This window comes from Xylanibacter muris (genome assembly GCF_013166605.1).
Lineage (GTDB): Bacteria > Bacteroidota > Bacteroidia > Bacteroidales > Bacteroidaceae > Prevotella > Prevotella muris.
On record NZ_JABKKF010000020.1, the window covers coordinates 1 to 21,125 of the forward strand.

Sequence of the window (21,125 nt, forward strand, 5' to 3'; positions counted from 1 at the left end):
TTGCATGTGTTAAGCCTGTAGCCAGCGTTCATCCTGAGCCAGGATCAAACTCTACATTGTAAAATATCTTTGAAGCCGAATGCCAAATGCCGCAAGGCATCTGACAAAGGCCTTTTTTCTAATCCTATTCGGAACGCAAAAAACCTGTAACGGACGGACCATAAAAAAGGCCGCCCGAAACCGCAATATGAAATTGCGTATCTGTACTACTTCTCTCTGTCTCAGTCTTTCAAAGAACTCTTTATCATATATGCCAAACAGGCGACTCACCTGAAAAGCGAGTGCAAAGGTAACAACTTTAAAACAAACGGCAAAGGAAACCACAAACAAAAGCACATGTATTAACACTTATTTGCATTAAAACTAATATAAATCAACCAGCAATACAAACATACATTATAATATATAGCAGCTAATACAACCGATTCATACAACAATAGTAATCATCCCATCCATCACCAACATTCAAAGAACATAGGGGCAGAATAAACTAAAAACGCCAACTTGCAAAACTCCTAACAACAGGTTTGGATACATTCCTACTGCAGGCGGAAACAAATCTGACTACAGTAGGAATGTCTGCAAACAGGCACATTACCATTTAAGAAACACACCATCAAATATAATTTAAAGACGGCATATACCTTATTGCTTCAATTTAAATGTATTTTCAATGCTTGTTATTTCGGCATTAAAAGCCTTATCAACCTTAAGGCGCTTTTCTACAGAATTACAACTATGGATAACTGTTGAATGATCACGGTTGCCTATAAGCTGCCCGATACGTGACGCAGGCATCTTTGTATACTTCTGTGCAAAATACATCGACACCTGTCTTACAATGACATAATCGCGTTTCCTGCTACGGCTGAAAACATTCTGCTGAGTCACATTATAATGCGTACATACCTTCTCAAGAATATCGTCAACAGTAAGTGGATGATTATCCACTTTCACAGCTCTCTTTATCACACGCTCGGCCAGTCTCATATCAATATTGCAGTTGTAAACAACCGAATATGCCAATAATGAATTTATCACCCCCTGAAGATCCCGCACACTGCCATTTGCCGTCTGCGCAATAAACCCTATCACATCTGCAGGAATTTTCAAACCGTCGCGACGACATTTGGTATTAAGAATATCCACGCACAATTGAATGTTAGGCTTTTCAAGCTCTGCGATAAGTCCGCAACTGAAACGTGTAAGCAAACGGTCTTTCATACCTTCAAGCTCTACCGGAGGACGGTCACTGGCAAGGATTATCTGCTTCCCATTACGGAAAAGATGATTAAAGATATGAAAAAAAGTATCGAGGGTCTTTGTCGCCGTTACCCATTCCTGAATATCATCTACAATCAGCACGTCAATGGTCTGATAGAAATTAATGAAATCATTAGTGCGGTTCTGTCTTACGGCATCAGTAAATTGCACCTGAAACAAACGTGCCGACACATACAGCACACGTTTCTGTGGATACAGTTCCTTACATCTTACGCCTATAGCATTTACCAAATGTGTTTTCCCACATCCGGACGGACCATAAATATAAAAAGGATTGAATGTTGACTTTCCCGGATGTTCCGCTATAGACAAACCAACCGTACGTGGCAGTTTATTACTATTGCCTTCAATATAATTATTAAAAGTGGTATGTGTATTGAGCTGAGGATTCAAGTTACCAGCCGCCGTTCCATTACGTTTCACAGGTGTTTCCGCATGCTTTTGAACTTCAGGTTGCCCCAAACCGGCATTAGCCTCAATATCCTGTGACAAATTATTTGTCTTGTCTGTAACAATACGATAAGTAAGCCTTACATTCGTGCCGAAACAATTTGTAAGCACCTTACTGAGCAGTCCTATATAATACTGTTCAAGATATTCATATACATAAGGGCTTGGAACCTGAACCAACAAGGTTGATTTGTCTTCAGAATATGATTCGAAGACAATCGGTGAAAACCATGTTTTGTATTGTTGCTCGGTGACATTCTCCTTTATCAAAGAAAGGCATTTATCCCAAAGCGCCTTATGTTTATTTACCATCTGGCGTTACAATTTAAATAGGTAGCTATTTTGCGATTATTACTTTTGAGGGTGCAAATATCGCATTTTTTTTTTGTTCCTGCAAATTTCATTTTCCTGCCATAAAGACGTCAAAACATCGTAACCTCCTATTCTTTTGTGCTTTAGGACTGTTTTACTTCATCTTATTTTTTTCCATTTAACATACAAAAGAATTGCAATATATTGAGAATAGACTCATATACCCAGACAAGAGACATATTTTTCTGCTATCGTCTTACCTCCGCATGTTTACACATAGCTGTTCATTTCAAAAAAACAGCCTCTGACAAACAGTCAAAGGCTGAAGAATATTACTCAAAAACAAATATATCCTTATATAAAATCCAAAATCATTATTTACTCTTTTTCCCGAAAATAGAAAAATGCACATAACGCTTCGGATGGGATTTCAGGTCAATCATCAACGAATCGGCATCACGCATCACGGCACTTAGATTTTCGTATAGTTCATTATCATTCATCAACAATCCGAGAGTCCCCTCCTTGCTGTTGAGTTTTGCCGTCATCTCCTGCACATTGGAAAGCGTGGCATCAACCTTTGCCAAGGTCGATACGTAGTCAATTTCATTGAGTTTTTTTGCCACGTTTCCCGCATCATCAAGAATGCGGTCGGTTTTTGCCATCATTGCCGGCACTTTCCTGTTCATTGTCCCTACAAGCATATTAAGCTGTGACGAGGTATTATTAAGATTTGCCGTTATCTCATCCACATTTTCCAGCGATCTTGCAATACTCGGATTTGCAAGCAAAGCATTGAGACTCGTAAGTATGGAGTCAATCTTCGGAAGCATTTTCTCAACCGAAGGCATCATAGAAGATGCCTTATCGAGCATTCCGGTTTCCTTATATCCCATAATGGTGTCACCGGCATTTATTCTCTCTGCCGGATTATTGGCCATTCTTAGGTTTACCTTTATATTTCCAAGCATATCCGATGAAATCTCGGCATCTGTTCCTTTGGGAAGACGGAGATCTTTATCAAGACTTACCTCTACAGTGATTCTTTCCGCATGATTGTAATCGAAAGCGATATCTTTTACTGTTCCGACCTTAAATCCGTCTGCATATATCGGACTTGATGCAGAAAGTCCGTTTATATCATCAAAAACAATATAATAAGTATTACTTCCGCCAAAGATGTTAAGGCCTTTCAGAAACTGCAGGCCGAAAAACAAAACGACCACTCCGACAATTGCCACTATTGCAATCTGAATTTCCTTTGTAATATGTTTCATAAGCTGTTTTCTTTATTTGATTCTTATACTTTAAATCCTCCGGATGTATGCATTATTGCCTCGAAATCACCTGAGTCCTCTCTTTCTCTTATATTCTTTTAACGCCTCAACCACATCTGTACGCTTACCGTCCTTGAAAGCAATGATAAACGCCTCAGGAAACTTTGCCAACAACGCTTTACGCAGACGATATATTTCATTGTAGTTTTCAGAAGCTCCACATGTGTATTTAAACAAACCTTTATCAGAATAACAATCGACCCCTTCCGTACCCTTAAACTGTGGACTTCCGGTTTTCAACGGATAACTGCTGGTAAGTATCTGCACCTTAAACAAAAGCCGTCCGCCACTTACCATTTCATCTGATACCGTCCTCACCTCTCCGTTTGTATTGGAACTTACCGCAGGCTCCGCACCATTCTGCCGCTCCAACGCTTTTGCCTCTCCTGACTGCTTCTCACGTAATTCCACGGCTGCATGTTTTTTCCCCGCTTTCGGAGCCAAGCCATCGGTATCTTCCGCACATTCCACACTCCCACTATCTACTGAAGATACGCTTTTTCCCTCTCTTGCTTCCAAAAGCTCCCGCCTTATCCTTTCACCCTCTGAGATCTCCGGTTTACTCTTCTTTACTGTCTGTCTGACACTTTTCTTATTACCTGTGTCATCCGGAACAATTGCCGGAATATTTATATTCCCTTTCTCCACAGCCTCATAAGGCACAGTGAATCCCTTATCATATTTCTTTCTATAGTCAAGAAAAGCCTGATAAATACCTTTCCCCAACGCCTCGACACCTTCTTTTGAATTAAGGTAACGCTCATCTGACGGGGTGGTAATAAATCCGAGCTCTATAAGGCAGCTTGGCATCGATGTCTCACGCAACACAAGAAATCCGGCCTGCTTCACTCCTTTGTTGGCCCGACCGGTGGCAACACATGCCCTGCGCTGCACAAATTTCGCAATATCCACACTTTTCGCCATATTCTTATCCTGAAGGAACTCGAACATTATATAGCTCTCCGAAGAATTCGGATCAAAACCTTCATAATGCTGCTTATAATCTTTTTCATAAAGAATGACGCTGTTCTCACGCTTTGCCACATCAAAATTATCAGAGGCCCTATGCATACCGAGCGTATAAGTTTCAAGTCCGCTCGCACGCTTTCCTCCGGGAAGAGCATTGGTATGTATAGATATGAAAAGGTCCGCCTTATTGCGATTTGCAATATTAGCACGTTCAAGCAAAGTCACGAACACATCAGTACGGCGAGTATATACGACTTTCACATCAGGACAATTTCGCTCAACATTCTTTCCAAATGCCAACGCCACGTCAAGATTAATGTTTTTTTCTTTTGAATAAGTACCCAACGCTCCTGCATCATGACCTCCGTGACCAGCATCGATAACGAGTGTAAACTTCTTGTCTGCAGCAAAACCCATCACTGCAAAAACAACCATAAGCCCAAGCGCAAGAAGCAAACGTTTATTCATCATATAAACATTCAAATTGTTGAAGTCCTGTTATTGCCTGCAAAGGTAATGTAAATATTCAACAATAATTTATTTTTGATTTAAAAAACTCCGATGCCGTACTTAGTTTTTGTATTTTTTAATATCACATATAATTATGAAACGCAACCAATACAAAATCAATAAAACGTTGACAACAATTGTACATATCGGCCATCTAACATTTTTTATCCATAAATATTTGTATCTCCCGCATTTAATGAATATTTTTGTCTCAAATATGCTATCGCATATACAACCACAACTTCCAAAATCATACACATACATTAATAATACAAAAGAATGCCATGCTTGAAAGAGATTATATCATGCGACTTATACGTGAATTCACAGAAGCGTTGGAACTGCTTCTGAAAAAAGACATACGAAAGCAGAAAACAGAAATACAAAAGATGTATGACCAATATGTAGGACCGTATTCTTTCTATAATACCGCAGCCATAGAGGATGTAATGGAATCGATGGAACAGTTTCATCCTGATGAACGCATACACAGAATGGAAATGCTCGCTGAACTTTATTATGCAGAAGCTGGAATGCAGTCGTCTCCCATACGAAACATGCTTCTTGAAAAGGCATACGCCCTGTTCGACTTCATAGACAACCACGACAAGACATACAACATTAACCGTCTGGCAAAGATTGCAGAAATAAAAAAGATACTTTGGAACAGTTCAAAATAAAACCATACCCAACAATAAACGCGCTCTGATTACAAGAAAACCGGCCTTATGAGATTACAGTTCGAATCTCATAAGGCCGGTTTCATGTCGTTTCATTTGTGAAATGCCGCCTATCCATCAAGAATCAGTCATCTATCATCTTCTTCTTTTTTTGTCGGATTTCAATGCAGCAAGTGCCTTGGTGGCTCCCTCGTGCTCCGGCTCATACTCCAGTATCTTATTCAGATAATATTTAGCCTTAGACAGGTTTGTCTTAATGTCTGTCTGATAGTATCCAAGATAAATCTGAGCCATATACTGATATACATGTACCCTATAGGTATTATTTGTAACAGACTTATCGCCCCTTGACTCAAACAATTCTATCAGCCGCATTGCAACCGGCACGGACTTTCCTTTAACATAGTCATCATTCAACTGATATACATTCAACCTGTATCTGTCTCTTACGGCATACTCTATCCTGTCGTCATTCTCCTTGGAAGCCTCGGCATAAAGTCTGTCTGCCTTACGGTATGCGGCAATCTTTGCCTCTCCATCAAGCCCTTCAGCCTGTTTGCTATACATTGCAGCCATATAGTAAAGAGGCGCGAAAGCACTCTTGCCTTCACTTCTCCTTGCCTCCACATCGGACAAGAAATACTTCTCCGCCTCATCATAAGCTCCGGTCTCGGTATAGCATTCTGCCATATCGCGGTACATATCGCGTTTCTGTGCGTCCGTCAGCCCGTCCATTCCATGCAATTCATTATACATTTGAAGAGCCTTGGAATAATTTTTCAATTCCCTGTAAGAATTCGCACAATAAAGATAATCAACCGCACGTGGAACGACCGTATCGGAATTATGAAGTAATTCCTCTGCAAAAAATACAGCATCCTCCCATTTATGCATATTATAATTCGCATAAAAAGCAAATCGGTTCAAATCTCGCTTGCGAGGAAAACGGTCCAGTCCCAGCCTACATACGCTCACAACATTTTCATAATCCTTAAGCCCGAGATAATAGTTTGCATATAGAATCCAGTCATAAGCGGTAAGACTGTCGGGGGTTGCCAACTTGAAGTTTTCAAGCGCATAATACAAGTTTTCCGTCGTATTGATACGCTTTGTGGCCAAATTATCGAAAAGCCGTGCCATGTCTCTGTTCACAGGGTAATCCGGGACATTGCCTTTAAGACGTCTCATCACTTCTTTCGTCTTTTCCACATCGCTTGCACACAACAGTCTTGCATAATCCAGATAGCAACGCGGAACCTTAGGATTCGCAGCGATGCCTTTTTCATACCATCTGACAGCCGACAGAGTATCTCCGTAATATAAAAAGATCTCAGCCTTCAAAGAATACGCCTTGGAATATCCAGGGGCTATCTCAAGCACTTTATCTATGTATTTCCCCGAATAAACAGAATCATGAACACCGGAATTACGGTAAAAAGCCTCCGCTATTCCGAATATGACATCGGGATTCTTCTTGTGCCTTTCCTGTATTTCCGCTGCCAGATTGTCCATTCGCCTTGGAACATACTTCTTTATTATAGACTTGAAAGCCTCAACAGAAACCTTTGGATCCGTCTGTGCCGACATTCCATACGGAATCAACACACAAAATATTAATACAGCATATCTTAATACCTTCATACTTACACGGTTTATTTTTATAACATCAGAAATTATACTGCACCCCGACATTCACTGTCTCCAGAAGCCTTACCGAACCCAGATAAGTCAAATCATTTCCGGGAGTGTCACATGATTTAAACGCATATACTGTAGGGGAAGCGAACAAAGACAACTTGTCCGAAAGATGTCCCACAACCTTCAAACCGACGTTGCCTCCCCAACCTGTTTTCCTGTCCTTAACCGACACGGGGCGAGTCTCGCTGCCACTTGGCAACAGTTCATTGGGATGAAGTTCACTGTTCTCTCCATGCAACATCACAAGCGTAGGGCCGAAGAACAGCTCCACGTCCAACTTGCGTCCCGGACGATGACCGGAGAACACATCACATACATTCATCTGATAATCCAAAGACGTGAATCCCCAGAAATAACGGTGATTCCAAAGGCCGCGCTTTCTCTCCGGCCTACTGCCGGCTCCCGGACGTGTCTCGTAATACGCCATCATGCTCTTTCTTGAATTGGAAACAAACTCATAAGAAAGCCTTATTCCATGGGTATTATTAAAATGATATTCACCATAGGCGACACCGTTGAAACCTACCATTATCTTTTCAGGGTAATGATTGGCTCTTGCAACAAAAGAGCTGAGGCCGCCTCCAAGACCGGCGGCAAACCCTGACAGTTGCTCATCAGAATCCCTCACAGGATAAGTGTGATTGCGGTAACGCCTTGTACGCATAGTCATAGCCAACCCCACGTTAACAGAATATATATCATCAGAGAAACGTTTGGCCGAACCGTCTTTCAAATTACTGTAAGGAATCTTATATTCATAGAAAGTATACCTCGGTTCAATGAAAAGACTCACATCGTCTACAAGCTTTGCCCACAAATGCAGACCACCCGAATATGCCGTGGTAAGACAACGGAGTCCTCTGCCCTCATTCTTGCTGATTCTTCCTATCTCACCTCCTGCGACGATATAGAATCCGAAATTCTCGTTCCATGAATAGTTCCTTCTGAAACCAAGAGGATTGAACATTGCCTCTATGCGTCCGGTGGTATATGTCGCCTTAAGCCGGTATCTGTACTCCGGATGATAAGGTTTGTAGCTTTCCTCTACAATAACACTGTCGAACGCGGCGGTACGCACTGAACCGGTGAGACGCAGGCCGACCACCGACGAGAACCACTTACCGACAGAAAAGCTGATGTCATGTCCCGCGGTCTGGGCGAAATTCAGGTCCGGTGTATTAAGAAAACTTATACCGCTGGCAAATTCCATGAACCACGGTGCACGCCAAGCCGGCAACACCGAATCAGCCTGTTCGTTCCTATTAGCCTTACGGATAAGCCGACGTCGGGATTCCGGTGACAGATTGTTGTTCAGATAATATATGAAACTTAAGTTCGCACCGTATGAATAATCAACCTTACGGTCGTTACGGAATTGGCTGAGATCAATCTTGTCTCCTGCCACGCTTACATAAGGTTCTAACGAAACATATCCGCGGGCTCCCGTAAAAAACTTAAACTGCATACCCAAATGCGCCTCGGGAGCAAATCCGTCCCTGTCGTGGGAATAACGTGCGTAGTGACCACCGGCACCGACCACTGCCGATACATCGAGAAATCTCGAAGGATTATATCCCTTGATATAAGACGACAGACTATATATATAGTCAAGTTTCATCCCATATCGATAGAACATTTTCTCCTTGTCATGCTGAAACCCGAAAGCGCCCTGCACCCCAAGTCTCAAAGAACTTACCTTACTTATCTGCTTACCGATAGACATTGAAGCGGTTGTCAAAGGATTAAAATGATAATCACTGACGGGCGGAAGCATCTGGCTGACACCTGCGCCTGCCTCTATAAATATATGATCATACCATTTTTTCCCGAAGGTCTCTCCTTTGTTCAGATAACGGTGTCCCATTACATAGTCAAGGGCATTGAAACCTTTTGCATAATTCTTTTTGGATTTACCCAAGGTGTCATTCACCACACCGTCTTCCATATTACTCAAAGAGTCCGCCACAGCCGCATCGTCTGATACGGCAACCTCTATTTTATTTGTTTCTGCCTTTACCGCAACAAAAGCAACAGTTTGCAAAACTGCCAAAACAATAAACTTTCTCATCCTTAATAGTTATCTTTTACCTGATGACACATATACAAAGAACTATTCCTCAATATCATTCCGATAAGATGAAGAACTTTGTCCGGCAGCCCCGACTCCATGTTGCTTCCGCATGTCACGATCTGCAATAATCATATCGAATTTCTCTCTGTATTGCTGTATATCCTTATTTTTATAGGGATACTTCTTACGCAGGCTCTCACTCACATTACCCTCATTGAAATAAAAGCGTTTAAACTTCGGCTCCAAATCAAAACTATGCTGGAAATAGGCAAGATAATGAGGTGTGCCGTTTTTCGCCACAACGGCAACCGCCGCATCATGTTTCTCCCTGGCTTCATCATATTCCCTGGCGGCCTGAGGATTTTCCTGAAGCAGACGCAAATATTCCGCATCACCCAGCTCCTTGAAACCGTCATCCTCCACACCTATTAGAGGTTCCGAGCCTGCCTCATCCGCCCAGATCAATCCTTTTAAATACCATTTTTTCGGATTTGAATCACTCAGCATATCCACGTAACGCTCCACTTCTTGTCTTGTATTCTTCAAATAACTGTGCATTTCCGCATAGACAATGGCCTTATTCTCATCAGAACGCATCACGTAGTTCTCCGCCGCCCTCAGTTTTTCTTTCTCCACAGGGTTGTCAAGCCTTCCAAGAATGTTCAACGCATAATAACGCTGGAAGTTAATAAAATGCTCAAGCATCTGTGTATCAGCCTTGCCGGGTATCATATCCACAAGATATGTGGCAGTATCAAGTTTTTCTTTCTGGAAGAAACATATCGCCTGATTCAAAAGAATTTCCTTACGGTTCAAGACCATTACCAAATCACCGTTGGAAGAAGTCTTATTGTATCCCATTTTCTTCGTATAGTCGATAAAGGGCCTGAGCACATCCGGATCCGGCACACCGCGGCGGATATTCAACAATGCCATACGGTTGCACACATACGGAGCGAGTGCCAGCAGTTCATAATCGGGCTGAGATATCAGATGCCTGTATGCTATCATTGTGACGGTATCGAGTTCTGCACTGTCCTTGATTGCGCTGAAAAGATTGTAATAATCTCCGTTTGAGAATTTCGCACTGCCGGAAAGCAACGCCTTCTTCTCGGAATAATAAGCATCAACGGCTTCCGCGGCATTCATGACATGCTTATGCTCATAACGGTAATCGGCAAGCATTATGCGCTGATTCTCCAATATAGGAAGAATATCGGTAACATAAAAGGGCTGGGTGCGCAAAACAGCATTTATCCTGTTCGGCCTGTTGTTTGCGACCGTATTCTCAACAGCATCTATAATCTCCTTTGCCGTTCCATTGCGCTTCATCACCTCTATCACATCGTTCCAAGTGTATACAAGCGGAGCTTTCTGGTTTATCCGCACGTCTGCTGGCAGATATTCACGGATAAGACTGATTGCCTTCTGCGAACGCTTTTGGGCAAGCTCAAGATTCTGTTCCATATTTCCATCGGGTGAGGCTGTTCCCTGAATTGTTACTATACGCAACAAATCACCGTAAGACTTCAACTCGGAAATAAGTTTATGAAGTTCCTGCTGATTCACGGAATCACTTGTGAGCACATCTTTCCTCACTTCAAATTTCAACTTAAGCTCACGCGTCACCTTACGGTAATTCTCCTCTGCCGGCTCCATAAATTCCTCTGTGAGTGGCATTTCCTTTGCAGCCACAGTAAAATCAAGGAATTTAAACGGAGTGAATGCGAGACAAGAACCTGTCTCCTCGCCACCGTTAACCCAGTAAGGACTATGGAAGTCCTCCAGAACAGCATAATATATACCCTTATATGTCCTGTCCTTATCCGGTTTACGATATTCAATCTGTGTCTTATAACTGAACGGAGTATGGCTCTTAAGCACTACATCCGACACATAGCCATGTGCCAGCGGATCGTTCTTCTCATAATTAAAGTCTGTACGGCGGTTCTGCAACTTATGGTAAACAGCCCCTTCAAACACTATAGGCTTCAAATAATCTATAGTATCTTCCGTTTGGCAGTCTATTGCCATCGGCTGTATGATAAGCCTTGAGTCATCCCTTACGTAGCCTGCCGGAAGATTTATATTCACATCAAAAAATATGCTTGATGCCGTAGACAGTGGCGGCACCTTATTGAACACTGGCGACTTCTGCTTCAACTCATTTGTCACCACAACTTCCTTCAATGTCCTCTCCGACTTGAAAGTATGTCTGTATTCTTTCTTTCCCCTGACAATCTCAAAAGCCTCTACAAACTGATTATCAACCAATACCAGAACAGCGTCACCGACAAACAACCTGTCTTTGAAATGACCGTTTGAAGATTTCTTGAATGTTATATTCAGCCTATTTATGGCTTTATCCACAGCATCCGGGTCGGAATTCAGCTGATCCTGAGACATTATGGCCACGCGAAGGACATTCCTTGCATTAAGAGCGGCCTTATATGACCTGAACTTCGCATATTCCACAGGCATTGCCTCCACACCGTTCATTGTCTTTACATTTATATCAAAGACCGCTGTAAGCATCTCATCGTCATCTTCTTCTGTCTGAGCAAATGCAGTCATTGTATTGCAGACGTAAAGAATCAACAATACCGATATTGTATATACCTTATTTATATATAACAGTTTCTTCATAAAAAACAACACATTCAAATTCTACTTCAATATATAGGAAACAGATACGCCTATACGGGTAGGCATCAGCATATATCCGTCAGCATTCGTCTCGGGAACACCACCGACATAAAAATCTTCCTTATAAGAATCGTTTTTATAATACTCGCTATGCTTATAGAACAATAATCCAAAGCCGGCATGGAAATCTATATTGAAACGCTGGCTCAGATTCAGAACATATCCGAATGTAAGTCCGCCTCCAAAAAGCATTCCGTCATATTTCTTGCCTTTCCATGAAATGTCATAATCCGCACCTATTGCACCCAAGCCGACAAAGAGCTTGTGCATAGGACGTCCTGAGATAAAATATCTGTATTCCGGTTGCACTCCGGTAATTCTCATATCCACTCCCCATGGATTATGATTGCCGAAAACATTAAGCCCCAAAGTGGAACGTTCGCCTGTCACAATCTCAACGCCAAGATTCGGTGTCTGAAAGGCATCAAGCATCACATCCGTGTTCAAGGCCAGCATTTGAGCTTTTGCGCCTACAGACGAAATAATTACGACAACAACAAACAACAATTTTTTCATCCTCATTATCTTCTTTACGATATATTCATCTACAGATTTACTTAACATTAATACTATTACACGGAGGCTCCTCACTGATTATCAGGCACTACAGACATTACAGGCAATGAGTAGCCTACAACAATGTTTACCGCATAACGAGCACCGCGCTTGAACATCCACTTACCGGTGGTTTTGTCTCTAAAATATCCGGGACCCTTTTCGGCAGTTATTCTATAGTTTTCCTCATTATCCTGTAAAGAACCGTCTTTCTGTAAACGTGTATACTTTATCGTTATGTCATAATACTCTTCAGGAAAAACCATCAATGAACCGCCTAATCTCACGGGTATGCGACTGCCAGACATATCTGTTTCGGGCTGCTTTTCCCATGGTACCGTCATGTATCCGTACATGTTCGAACCGTCATCATTCCTGAACATGTCATAAGCATTTCCGGAACCGAACATCGGACATGTATTCTGTTCAAGGTCAAAGGCATCCTTCAATATCAGATCTGTCATCTGCAACCCCGACTTATACGAAGTAAAGCCTATACTTGCCGTATCCTTGTTTGCCGTGGCAACAATCATTCTTCCCGTATTCCATCCTTTCACAGATATTTCCGTTACCAACACGCTGTCTGCCATCGTTCCTGCCGGATATGCCAGAAACCGTAGCTGGGTAAGCTGATGGCGCATATCCACCACAGGATTTATCCCGCAATGAGCGGTAAACGCACTGTATTCCCCTATATTTATGATTTTCTTCTTATTCTCCTCACTTATATCCGCAGCCTGTGGAATTTCATTCTCAAGGCGCTTTCTTGTAAGCCGCGGTGCATAGCCGCACATGATATCCTGGCTTCCGTCAATAGTGATGTCATACCATATCCGGTCTGACTCACGGTAAGGCACACAACGTTTTTCGTCTCCCTTAAGATTATCAAGAAAATAAGCGAAGAAGTTATATCCTGTCTCAGGATACACATTATTATAATATAAACGCTTTCCTTTAAGGGCGTCATGTGTTCCTATATCTGTCATATCGGGTTCAATGATGCCCATTCCTCCGGGATAAGGCTTCACAGGCATGCCATATCCGTAATCCGTGCCATCAATCAGACAGTCTATACCGTCCGCACTTTCCTGGGAAAATGCGGAATTCATAAGATCCGGCTCACTTCTCAATCCGCTCTCCTTGCCGGGACCGGACCGGAATGCAAACACATAGAATGTTGAATTATTATATTTTCTTCTATCTCCGGCATCATAATCCATGAACGCTCCCGAACCGCGTGTGGCGGCAGAAAAGAAATTCCGCTCATTCACAAACATCATGACAGGCGCCTTGTCTGACGACTCGCTGTTTGTGACATCTTCAATATCACCGTCATAGTCAAGATGTGGAAATGACAGTGAACATGAAGCCACAAACATCTGTGCCATAACCACCATCACTCCTATGCCATACTTAGCCACTCTTACCATATCCTTGTTCTCTTCTTTCTTATTATTCCACAATCTTCACATTCCATCAAATATCCATACTGCTGCATGATATCCATCTGTCGGTCTTGACATTACCCGAAGGGGCGGTCCTGACCGATTCGGCATCAATACCCACTGTACGCACTTCAATCAGTCCTTTGTCACCGCCTTTCACATAGTTCTTTCCGTCTCCGACACTTTTCACTGTCTGTGCCTTTCTCAAGGTATTATAAAGGTTTATCTTTCCCTGCAGTTTTCTCTTCCGGCCGTCCTCCATTGTCACATAAACAACAATCTGCATGATACCGGGACCGGTAACAGCGGCAGAGCTGCTGTTCTCGACAAATCCGGGAACCTCCACAGCCGACCAGCATCCAACAGTTCCGTTATTATCAAAATTATCGGCAAATGCCCCGTTGCCGTCTGTCAATGTACAAGGAAACAATATCTTCAACGTGTTTGTGACATCAAGATAGCCACGCGACATATTAATCTTATAAGGTATACCGGACATCTCCGCCCATACCTTATCAACCCTGAAGGCTCCCTTGCCAAAATCTTTCTTTATATCAAAACGTATTTCAACGGTTTGCGTTATCTTGTTCGGAGAGAACCTTATTTCTGTTTCTGTCCCGTATGTCAGGTTTTTCACCGTTGTGGTATCGAAAAAGACGGGATGCAGTCCGGTCATCACATAGTTGGCATAAGGATTATAATCCTCCCAGTATTCCATGTCGATACCGTCTCTCAACTCAGGATCATTCCTGTCGTATTCAGCATATTCCAACCTTATCTGCTGAAATTTCTTCTCACCGGTATTATCGGCAAGATAATCCATTATGTCATCATAAACAAGTTCTTTCTCATTCATATTGAAAGTGAAGAACTTATATTCTCCGCTCCTTACGCAGAACTTTTCCAATGCGTTTCCCGAACCATCCGGCTCATCCCATGAAAAAGCTTCTATGGCAACAGTATCTTCCGGCTCGACAATATCAACGGTATCTGTTTTCTCTTCCTCCCTTTCCGGTGCATTGTATATATAACGTCCAAGAAAATCATCTGTATTCACGGCCATGGCGCATTTCCAACTGTTTATCACACGACTTGCAACAACAAACATCGAATCCGGACATTCTTTTCCCGCACTTTCAGACAAACCATAGCTGAATTTCACTGTAGTACCGAGAGGGTGTCCCTGTTCGTAACCGAAATCAACCTCTGTGTTGCATGAAGACAATGCAACAGACAGCAATACCGATACGCTCCAAATATATTTATTCTTTTTCATTGCCAAAGTCATTTTCTTCGTTTGCCTTTATTCTTCTCCTCTTCCTTCAAAAGCGCGCCTTCCGAAGCCTTTCCCTTTTTATCCTTATCTTTTTCTATCCTGAGATTCTTTCTGAAATGTCTGGCATCTGCCTTTGCCTTTGCCGCATCAGCCTTGTGTACTGCCATAATAGAGTCGTATGCAGCACTGAAATCGCTATGGATCTTCCTGATAATCCTTTCGTCATTCCGGACATTCGCCCTCTTTCTTTCCATTTCAAGATTTACGGCGTTGACTGTGTCAATATATGCGGCATCAGTCTCTATGCGCCATCTGTATTTCCTCGTAATAGGATAGCTGCCGAATCTATAGACAAATCCGAGACGGATGTCATTTATCACCGGCAGGACCTTGGACACGGAATGATCGACCACCGCATAGCAGTTATTATCACGGTCAAGAACATATTTGTCATATTTCAAATAAGCCGCTCCGGCACTTATGCCCGCCTCAAAGTCAAGCGTGTTGCCGTTTCTGAACAAATACATCGGCTTTACTATTCCATAAGTAACGCCCATGGAAACAGCATTCCCCTGATACCCATATTTGCCCAACTTTACAGAATAATCCGAATATGCGGCATACAACCCTCTGTAATAAGTGGTAGAAGGATGCTTCACACGTGTACGGCGGCAGGAGAACAGGCGGTCAATCAGATTGGTATGCCTCATCACTCCATTATCCTCATCAATCTCACGCGTGCGCCAATAATTTCTGAACTCCCCCTTCACCTCTGCCATATTATATACCACTCCCGGGGCATACGTATGCTTTGTCTGCCAGTTATAGCGCAGGTTCACTCCCGCAGTCCATCTGTTCCAGTTTGTGCTCCGTATATCAAACTCAAACCCGATATTCGGAGTAAGCAGAACCCAATCTACCATATTTGTCCTGACGGAAATACGCTCAGCAAAAGTAAGGGTATCAACGCCTATACGTGTATCCATTATCTGAGACCTTGCAGCCGACGCTATTATAAAAAAGTACAAAGGGAGAATCAATCTCAAATACCTACAAAACATATTCTATACCTTATTATTTTTCCTCAATCTTTATATCAATATCCTGTTTTTCCGCTTCATCAACATCCGCACACGTCTCTCCGCAATCAAGCATAGCCGAATACAAATGAAAAAAATCGAAATTCAATATCCTGGAAATCCTATATAATAAATAAGTATCAATATGATACCTGCTGAAGATTTTATATACATTGGCACGAGAGCACATCAACTGTCGGGAAAACCATATAACAGACAAGCCTCTCTCATTCAATACCTTCTCGATTTCACCACCTATTTTTAACATATAGAACCATCATTAATAACAAAGCTGTAGATTATGTATATATCTAAAAAACAGCATAAAAACGCACAAAAAAATCTATCAGCGTACAAAGTTAAGTATTTTATAACATTATTCAACGACGAGAATGTCTCCAATTTGTATACAAACAAAGATAAAGCCCGAATGAACGGAAAATAACTCCTGATTGTCATTCCCGCATTCATTCAGGCTCTGTACGAATAATTCCTCCTTTACAAGGAATATGATATATCCGATTCTGTTTTCCCTATATCAGAAATCAAGGGATATTCCCTTGCCGTCAACCTCCTTATATTTTTTCCCGTTTACAACAAGTCCCGTAGAATTCTTTGCATCCAATGTATGTGTCCTTGCATTAACACGTATGTTGTCAAGCTTCACTTTCCTCGTTCTGTTTATAACCACGCCTTCATCAACATTATTTATCTCAACATCCTTTATAAGCACATTCTCGACAGGCATCTCCGGCAAACCGTTGAAATATGCCGCACGACGAGCTCCGCGACAAACGACATGACGTATGTCTATATTGCGGAATGCAGGTGTGGTCTCGTCGACTTTCCTCATATCCACCACCTTATTCTTTGCCTCATCACCGTCGGCAAGGCTCTCGGCAACGGACTTTCCGCCATAGTAAAGATCAAAGGTTATTGCATCTGTCTGTATGTCAAACATGGAAATATTCTCGATATATATGTTCTCGACAACGCCTCCACGTCCACGGGCACTCTTGAAGCGCAAACCAACATCCGTACCTAAAAACTGACAGTCGGACACATGGATATTCTTTACCCCTCCACTCATCTCGCTGCCGACTACGAATCCTCCGTGTCCCTTGAATACCGTACAGCCGTTTACGATAACGTTCTCACACGGAATGCCGCGCTTGCGGCCGTCGGCATCCTTGCCGCTCTTGATGCAGATGCCGTCATCGCCCACATCAAATGTGGAATTCACGACAAGGGCATTCTTGCATGACTCAAGGTCGAGACCGTCACCGTTCTGAGCATAAGACGGATTTCTCACCAACACATCTTCTATCAGCACATTCTCACACATAAGGGGATGTATGTTCCATGCCGGTGAATTTTGAAATATCACCCCATTGAGCCATACATTCCTGCAACCGATAAGGCTGACCATCACCGGACGCAAAAACAGCTTTATGTCATTCCACTCCGCCTCACTCTTCAATCCCTTAGGCACATTCATATCCGCAATGGCGTCGCCTTTCAACGCTCCCGCCGACGGGAACCAATAGTTGGGATTCTTCAATGCTCCGCCACGTGAAAGAAAAGACTTCCACTGACCGTCAGTGACCTTGGCACGCTTGACCGGACGCCAAAAGCCGCCGTTACCGTCGATGGCACCCTTTCCCGTGATAGCCACATTCTCAAGATTCATACCTGATATGGGAGACTGGCAACGCCTTGTCTCAAGCCCCTCAAACGATGTGTCGATAAGTTTATAAAGCGTCGGATCCGGAGAGAACAATATAACGGCTCCGCGCTCAAGATGCAGATTTATATTGCTTTTAAGCACTATCGGGCCGGTATACCAAACACCTTGAGAGACCACAAGCCTGCCGCCACCCTTGGAAACAAGAGCGTCGATGGCCTTTTCAAACGCTTCCGTACAGAGTGAGGAACCGTCACCGACCGCCCCGAAATCCTTAAGGTTCACTTCATTTGAGGGAAACACCGGAGCCGTCACCTTATTCATCTTAAAAGGCAAATTCTCATATAACCTGTCATACTGCCCGGCAAAAGACGCCGAACCACCCATTGAAAGCACACAGGCAAACAACAGACCTATAATCTTTTTCATTAGCTATTAATATTTTAGTTAGTAAATTTTTTACGATTGCAAAGATACGGAAATATTTTCAATTAAGCAGGCTTTCCTTTCGTACAATGGATTTTTTGCATTAACTTTGCAGCCGAAATTTCGATTATATAATAAGGTATACCTAAAAGATGAAAATAGAAAACATTATTGAAAGTGCCGTGACCGAAGGCATAAAAGTGCTTTACGGGCAGGATGTGCCGGCAAAGACGGTACAGCTTCAGAAGACAAAGCGTGAGTTTGAAGGAAACCTTACACTCGTAGTATTCCCGTTTCTTAAAATATCAAAGAAGAAGCCCGAAGACACTGCTCAGGACATAGGCAGATATCTTCAGGAAAACTGTCAGGCAGTGGCTTCATATAATGTGGTAAAGGGATTCCTCAACATTGTCATCGCTCCCGAAGCATGGATAGGACTGCTGAACGATATCAATACTGACGAAAAGTTCGGAATGAAAACAGCTACCGACAACTCTCCGCTTGTAATGATAGAATACTCATCACCGAACACAAACAAGCCTTTGCATCTCGGACACGTGAGAAACAATCTTCTGGGATGGTCGCTGGCACAGATAATGCAGGCCAACGGCAACAAGGTGGTAAAGACAAACATCGTGAACGACAGAGGAATACATATATGCAAGTCTATGCTCGCATGGCTGAAATGGGGAAACGGCGAGACCCCGGAGACAAGCGGAAAGAAAGGCGACCACCTTATCGGTGACTATTATGTGGCCTTTGACAAGCATTACCGCGAGGAGGTCAGACAACTCACCGAACAGTATATCGCCGAAGGCATGGAAGGCGAAGCGGCAGAGAAAAAAGCAAAGGATGAGGCACCCCTTATAAAAGAAGCCCACGACATGCTTGTAAAATGGGAACAGGGCGACAGCGAGGTACGCGCACTGTGGAGCAAGATGAACAACTGGGTATACACCGGATTCGATGAGACATATAAAGCTCTCGGAGTGGGTTTCGACAAGATATACTACGAGTCGGATACTTATCTCAAAGGAAAGGCAAAAGTTGAAGAGGGGCTTGAGAAAGGACTCTTCGAGCGTCATGAAGACAACAGCGTGTGGGCCGACCTCACCAACGAAGGCCTTGACCAAAAGCTGCTACTGCGTTCCGACGGCACATCGGTATATATGACACAGGATATCGGCACGGCGGAAATGCGCTTCAAGGATTTCCCCATCGACAAGATGATATATGTTGTAGGCAATGAACAGAACTACCACTTCCAGGTTCTCTCCATACTGCTCGACCGGCTCGGTTTCAAATGGGGCAAGGAACTCGTACATTTCTCTTACGGCATGGTGGAGCTTCCCAACGGAAAGATGAAAAGCCGCGAGGGAACAGTGGTAGATGCCGACGATTTGATTGAAGAGATGGTGGCCGATGCAAGAAGGACCAGCGAGGAACTTGGAAAGTTTGACGATATGACTGAAGAGGAACGTACAAACATCGCACGCATAGTGGGACTTGGCGCACTGAAATACTTCATACTGAAAGTAGATGCCCGAAAGAACATGCTGTTCAATCCGGAAGAGAGCATCGATTTCAATGGAAATACAGGTCCGTTCATCCAATATACACACGCACGCATACGAAGCATCCTGCGCAAGGCTGAGGCTGAAGGCATCGTTCTGCCGGAAACCCTCAACACCGCAAACGCGCAACTGAATGCGAAGGAGACTGACCTGATACAGAAGATGAACGAATTCTGCAGTGCAGTGGAACAAGCCGGAAAAGACTACAGCCCAAGCGGCATAGCCAACTACTGCTATGAACTTACCAAAGAGTTCAACCAGTTCTATCATGACTACAGTATACTGAAAGAGGAAGACGCGGAAAGGAAACTCGTACGCCTTGTGCTCGCCGGGAACGTGGCAAAAATCATCAAAAACGGCATGGCACTCCTCGGTATCGAAGTGCCTGAAAGAATGTAGATATGGGAAACAGCTTTCCGGTAAACCCTCCAGACTACCGCAACGACACCGTTCTGCCGTTGCCTCCGGAAGTGACGGCAGACGCATGGGCCGTCGATGCCGCCTGTAGCGGCAATCCCGGACCGATGGAATACCGTTGCGTGGATCTGAAAACCGGCCAGCAGGTGTTTCACTACGGACCTGTGCACGGCACAAACAACATAGGAGAATTTCTGGCCATCGTACATGCACTGGCACTGATGCAGCGACAGGGCATAACGGGCAAGACCATTTACACCGACAGCTACAACGCAATAATATGGGTGAACAAAAGAAAATGCAAGACCACCCTTGAGCGCAACGCTGCCACCGAACCGCTTTACCAGATTATAGCACGCGCGGAAAGATGGCTCGCCACCCACCGGCACAATGTGCCTATAGTGAAGTGGGAAACAAGGAAATGGGGCGAGGTGCCGGCAGATTTCGGACGAAAAGGATAACCGAACATGATACGAGAATGTAACAAAAAGAGGGTGTGATGCGCTTCACACCCTCTTTTGTTTGATTATAAAACATACGGTCATGGCCCGACATACGGTCGGAACATCTCTCGGGCAACAGATTCCCAGACCGGAAAGCGGCTGATATCAAACTTCAAACAGGCAGATGTAAAACCTTCCGACTTAAGCCG

At 43.4% G+C, this 21,125-nt stretch carries 14 protein-coding genes; 3 read left to right on the plus strand and 11 right to left on the minus strand.

Features of this window, described 5'->3' with window-relative positions; translation table 11 throughout:
* Nucleotides 1-645 precede the first annotated feature (645 nt).
* From dnaA to HPS56_RS12915, 3 genes are all read right to left on the minus strand, one after another.
* The gene (gene dnaA, locus HPS56_RS12905; protein WP_172277466.1) at nucleotides 646-2,046 is read right to left on the minus strand and encodes a chromosomal replication initiator protein DnaA; all 1,401 of its coding nucleotides are present in this window, start codon (nucleotides 2,044-2,046) and stop codon (nucleotides 646-648) included.
* 374 nt (nucleotides 2,047-2,420) lie between these two features.
* On the minus strand, nucleotides 2,421-3,323 hold the full coding sequence (locus tag HPS56_RS12910) for an MlaD family protein (RefSeq protein WP_172277469.1): 903 nt from the start codon (nucleotides 3,321-3,323) through the stop codon (nucleotides 2,421-2,423).
* A 66-nt stretch (nucleotides 3,324-3,389) separates the two neighbouring features.
* On the minus strand, nucleotides 3,390-4,820 hold the full coding sequence (locus HPS56_RS12915) for an N-acetylmuramoyl-L-alanine amidase family protein (RefSeq protein WP_172277530.1): 1,431 nt from the start codon (nucleotides 4,818-4,820) through the stop codon (nucleotides 3,390-3,392).
* 326 nt (nucleotides 4,821-5,146) lie between these two features.
* Between HPS56_RS12915 and HPS56_RS12920 the strand changes: the two genes are divergently transcribed.
* Entirely contained in the window at nucleotides 5,147-5,542 is a 396-nt protein-coding gene (locus HPS56_RS12920; protein WP_172277472.1) for a hypothetical protein, read from the plus strand.
* 135 nt (nucleotides 5,543-5,677) lie between these two features.
* On the opposite strand, the gene HPS56_RS12925 is transcribed toward HPS56_RS12920, so the two are convergent.
* From HPS56_RS12925 to HPS56_RS12960, 8 genes are all read right to left on the minus strand, one after another.
* The gene (locus HPS56_RS12925; RefSeq protein ID WP_172277475.1) at nucleotides 5,678-7,183 is read right to left on the minus strand and encodes a tetratricopeptide repeat protein; all 1,506 of its coding nucleotides are present in this window, start codon (nucleotides 7,181-7,183) and stop codon (nucleotides 5,678-5,680) included.
* Nucleotides 7,184-7,208: 25 nt separating this feature from the next.
* On the minus strand, nucleotides 7,209-9,308 hold the full coding sequence (locus HPS56_RS12930) for a hypothetical protein (protein WP_172277478.1): 2,100 nt from the start codon (nucleotides 9,306-9,308) through the stop codon (nucleotides 7,209-7,211).
* 42 nt (nucleotides 9,309-9,350) lie between these two features.
* Nucleotides 9,351-11,957, minus strand: a complete 2,607-nt coding sequence (locus tag HPS56_RS12935) for an OmpA family protein (RefSeq protein WP_172277481.1) — start codon at nucleotides 11,955-11,957, stop codon at nucleotides 9,351-9,353.
* Between the two features lie 21 nt (nucleotides 11,958-11,978).
* A complete protein-coding gene (locus HPS56_RS12940; RefSeq protein WP_253952477.1) occupies nucleotides 11,979-12,533 on the minus strand; it encodes a DUF3575 domain-containing protein in 555 nt (184 codons plus the stop codon).
* Nucleotides 12,534-12,604: 71 nt separating this feature from the next.
* A complete protein-coding gene (locus tag HPS56_RS12945) occupies nucleotides 12,605-14,002 on the minus strand; it encodes a hypothetical protein (RefSeq protein ID WP_172277487.1) in 1,398 nt (465 codons plus the stop codon).
* A 46-nt stretch (nucleotides 14,003-14,048) separates the two neighbouring features.
* Nucleotides 14,049-15,293, minus strand: a complete 1,245-nt coding sequence (locus HPS56_RS12950; protein WP_172277490.1) for a hypothetical protein — start codon at nucleotides 15,291-15,293, stop codon at nucleotides 14,049-14,051.
* Nucleotides 15,294-15,301: 8 nt separating this feature from the next.
* Nucleotides 15,302-16,279, minus strand: a complete 978-nt coding sequence (locus tag HPS56_RS12955; protein ID WP_172277493.1) for a DUF3575 domain-containing protein — start codon at nucleotides 16,277-16,279, stop codon at nucleotides 15,302-15,304.
* Nucleotides 16,280-16,910: 631 nt separating this feature from the next.
* Nucleotides 16,911-18,485 carry a glycoside hydrolase family 28 protein gene (locus HPS56_RS12960; RefSeq protein WP_172277496.1) on the minus strand — a complete coding sequence of 525 codons (1,575 nt, stop codon included), beginning with the start codon at nucleotides 18,483-18,485 and terminating at the stop codon, nucleotides 16,911-16,913.
* A gap of 149 nt (nucleotides 18,486-18,634) precedes the next feature.
* On the opposite strand from HPS56_RS12960, the gene argS reads away from it, so the two are divergent.
* Nucleotides 18,635-20,455: an arginine--tRNA ligase gene (argS, locus tag HPS56_RS12965; RefSeq protein WP_172277499.1), complete on the plus strand. Its 1,821-nt coding sequence runs from the start codon at nucleotides 18,635-18,637 to the stop codon at nucleotides 20,453-20,455.
* 2 nt (nucleotides 20,456-20,457) lie between these two features.
* On the plus strand, nucleotides 20,458-20,934 hold the full coding sequence (locus HPS56_RS12970; protein ID WP_172277502.1) for an RNase H family protein: 477 nt from the start codon (nucleotides 20,458-20,460) through the stop codon (nucleotides 20,932-20,934).
* Nucleotides 20,935-21,125: the final 191 nt, after the last annotated feature.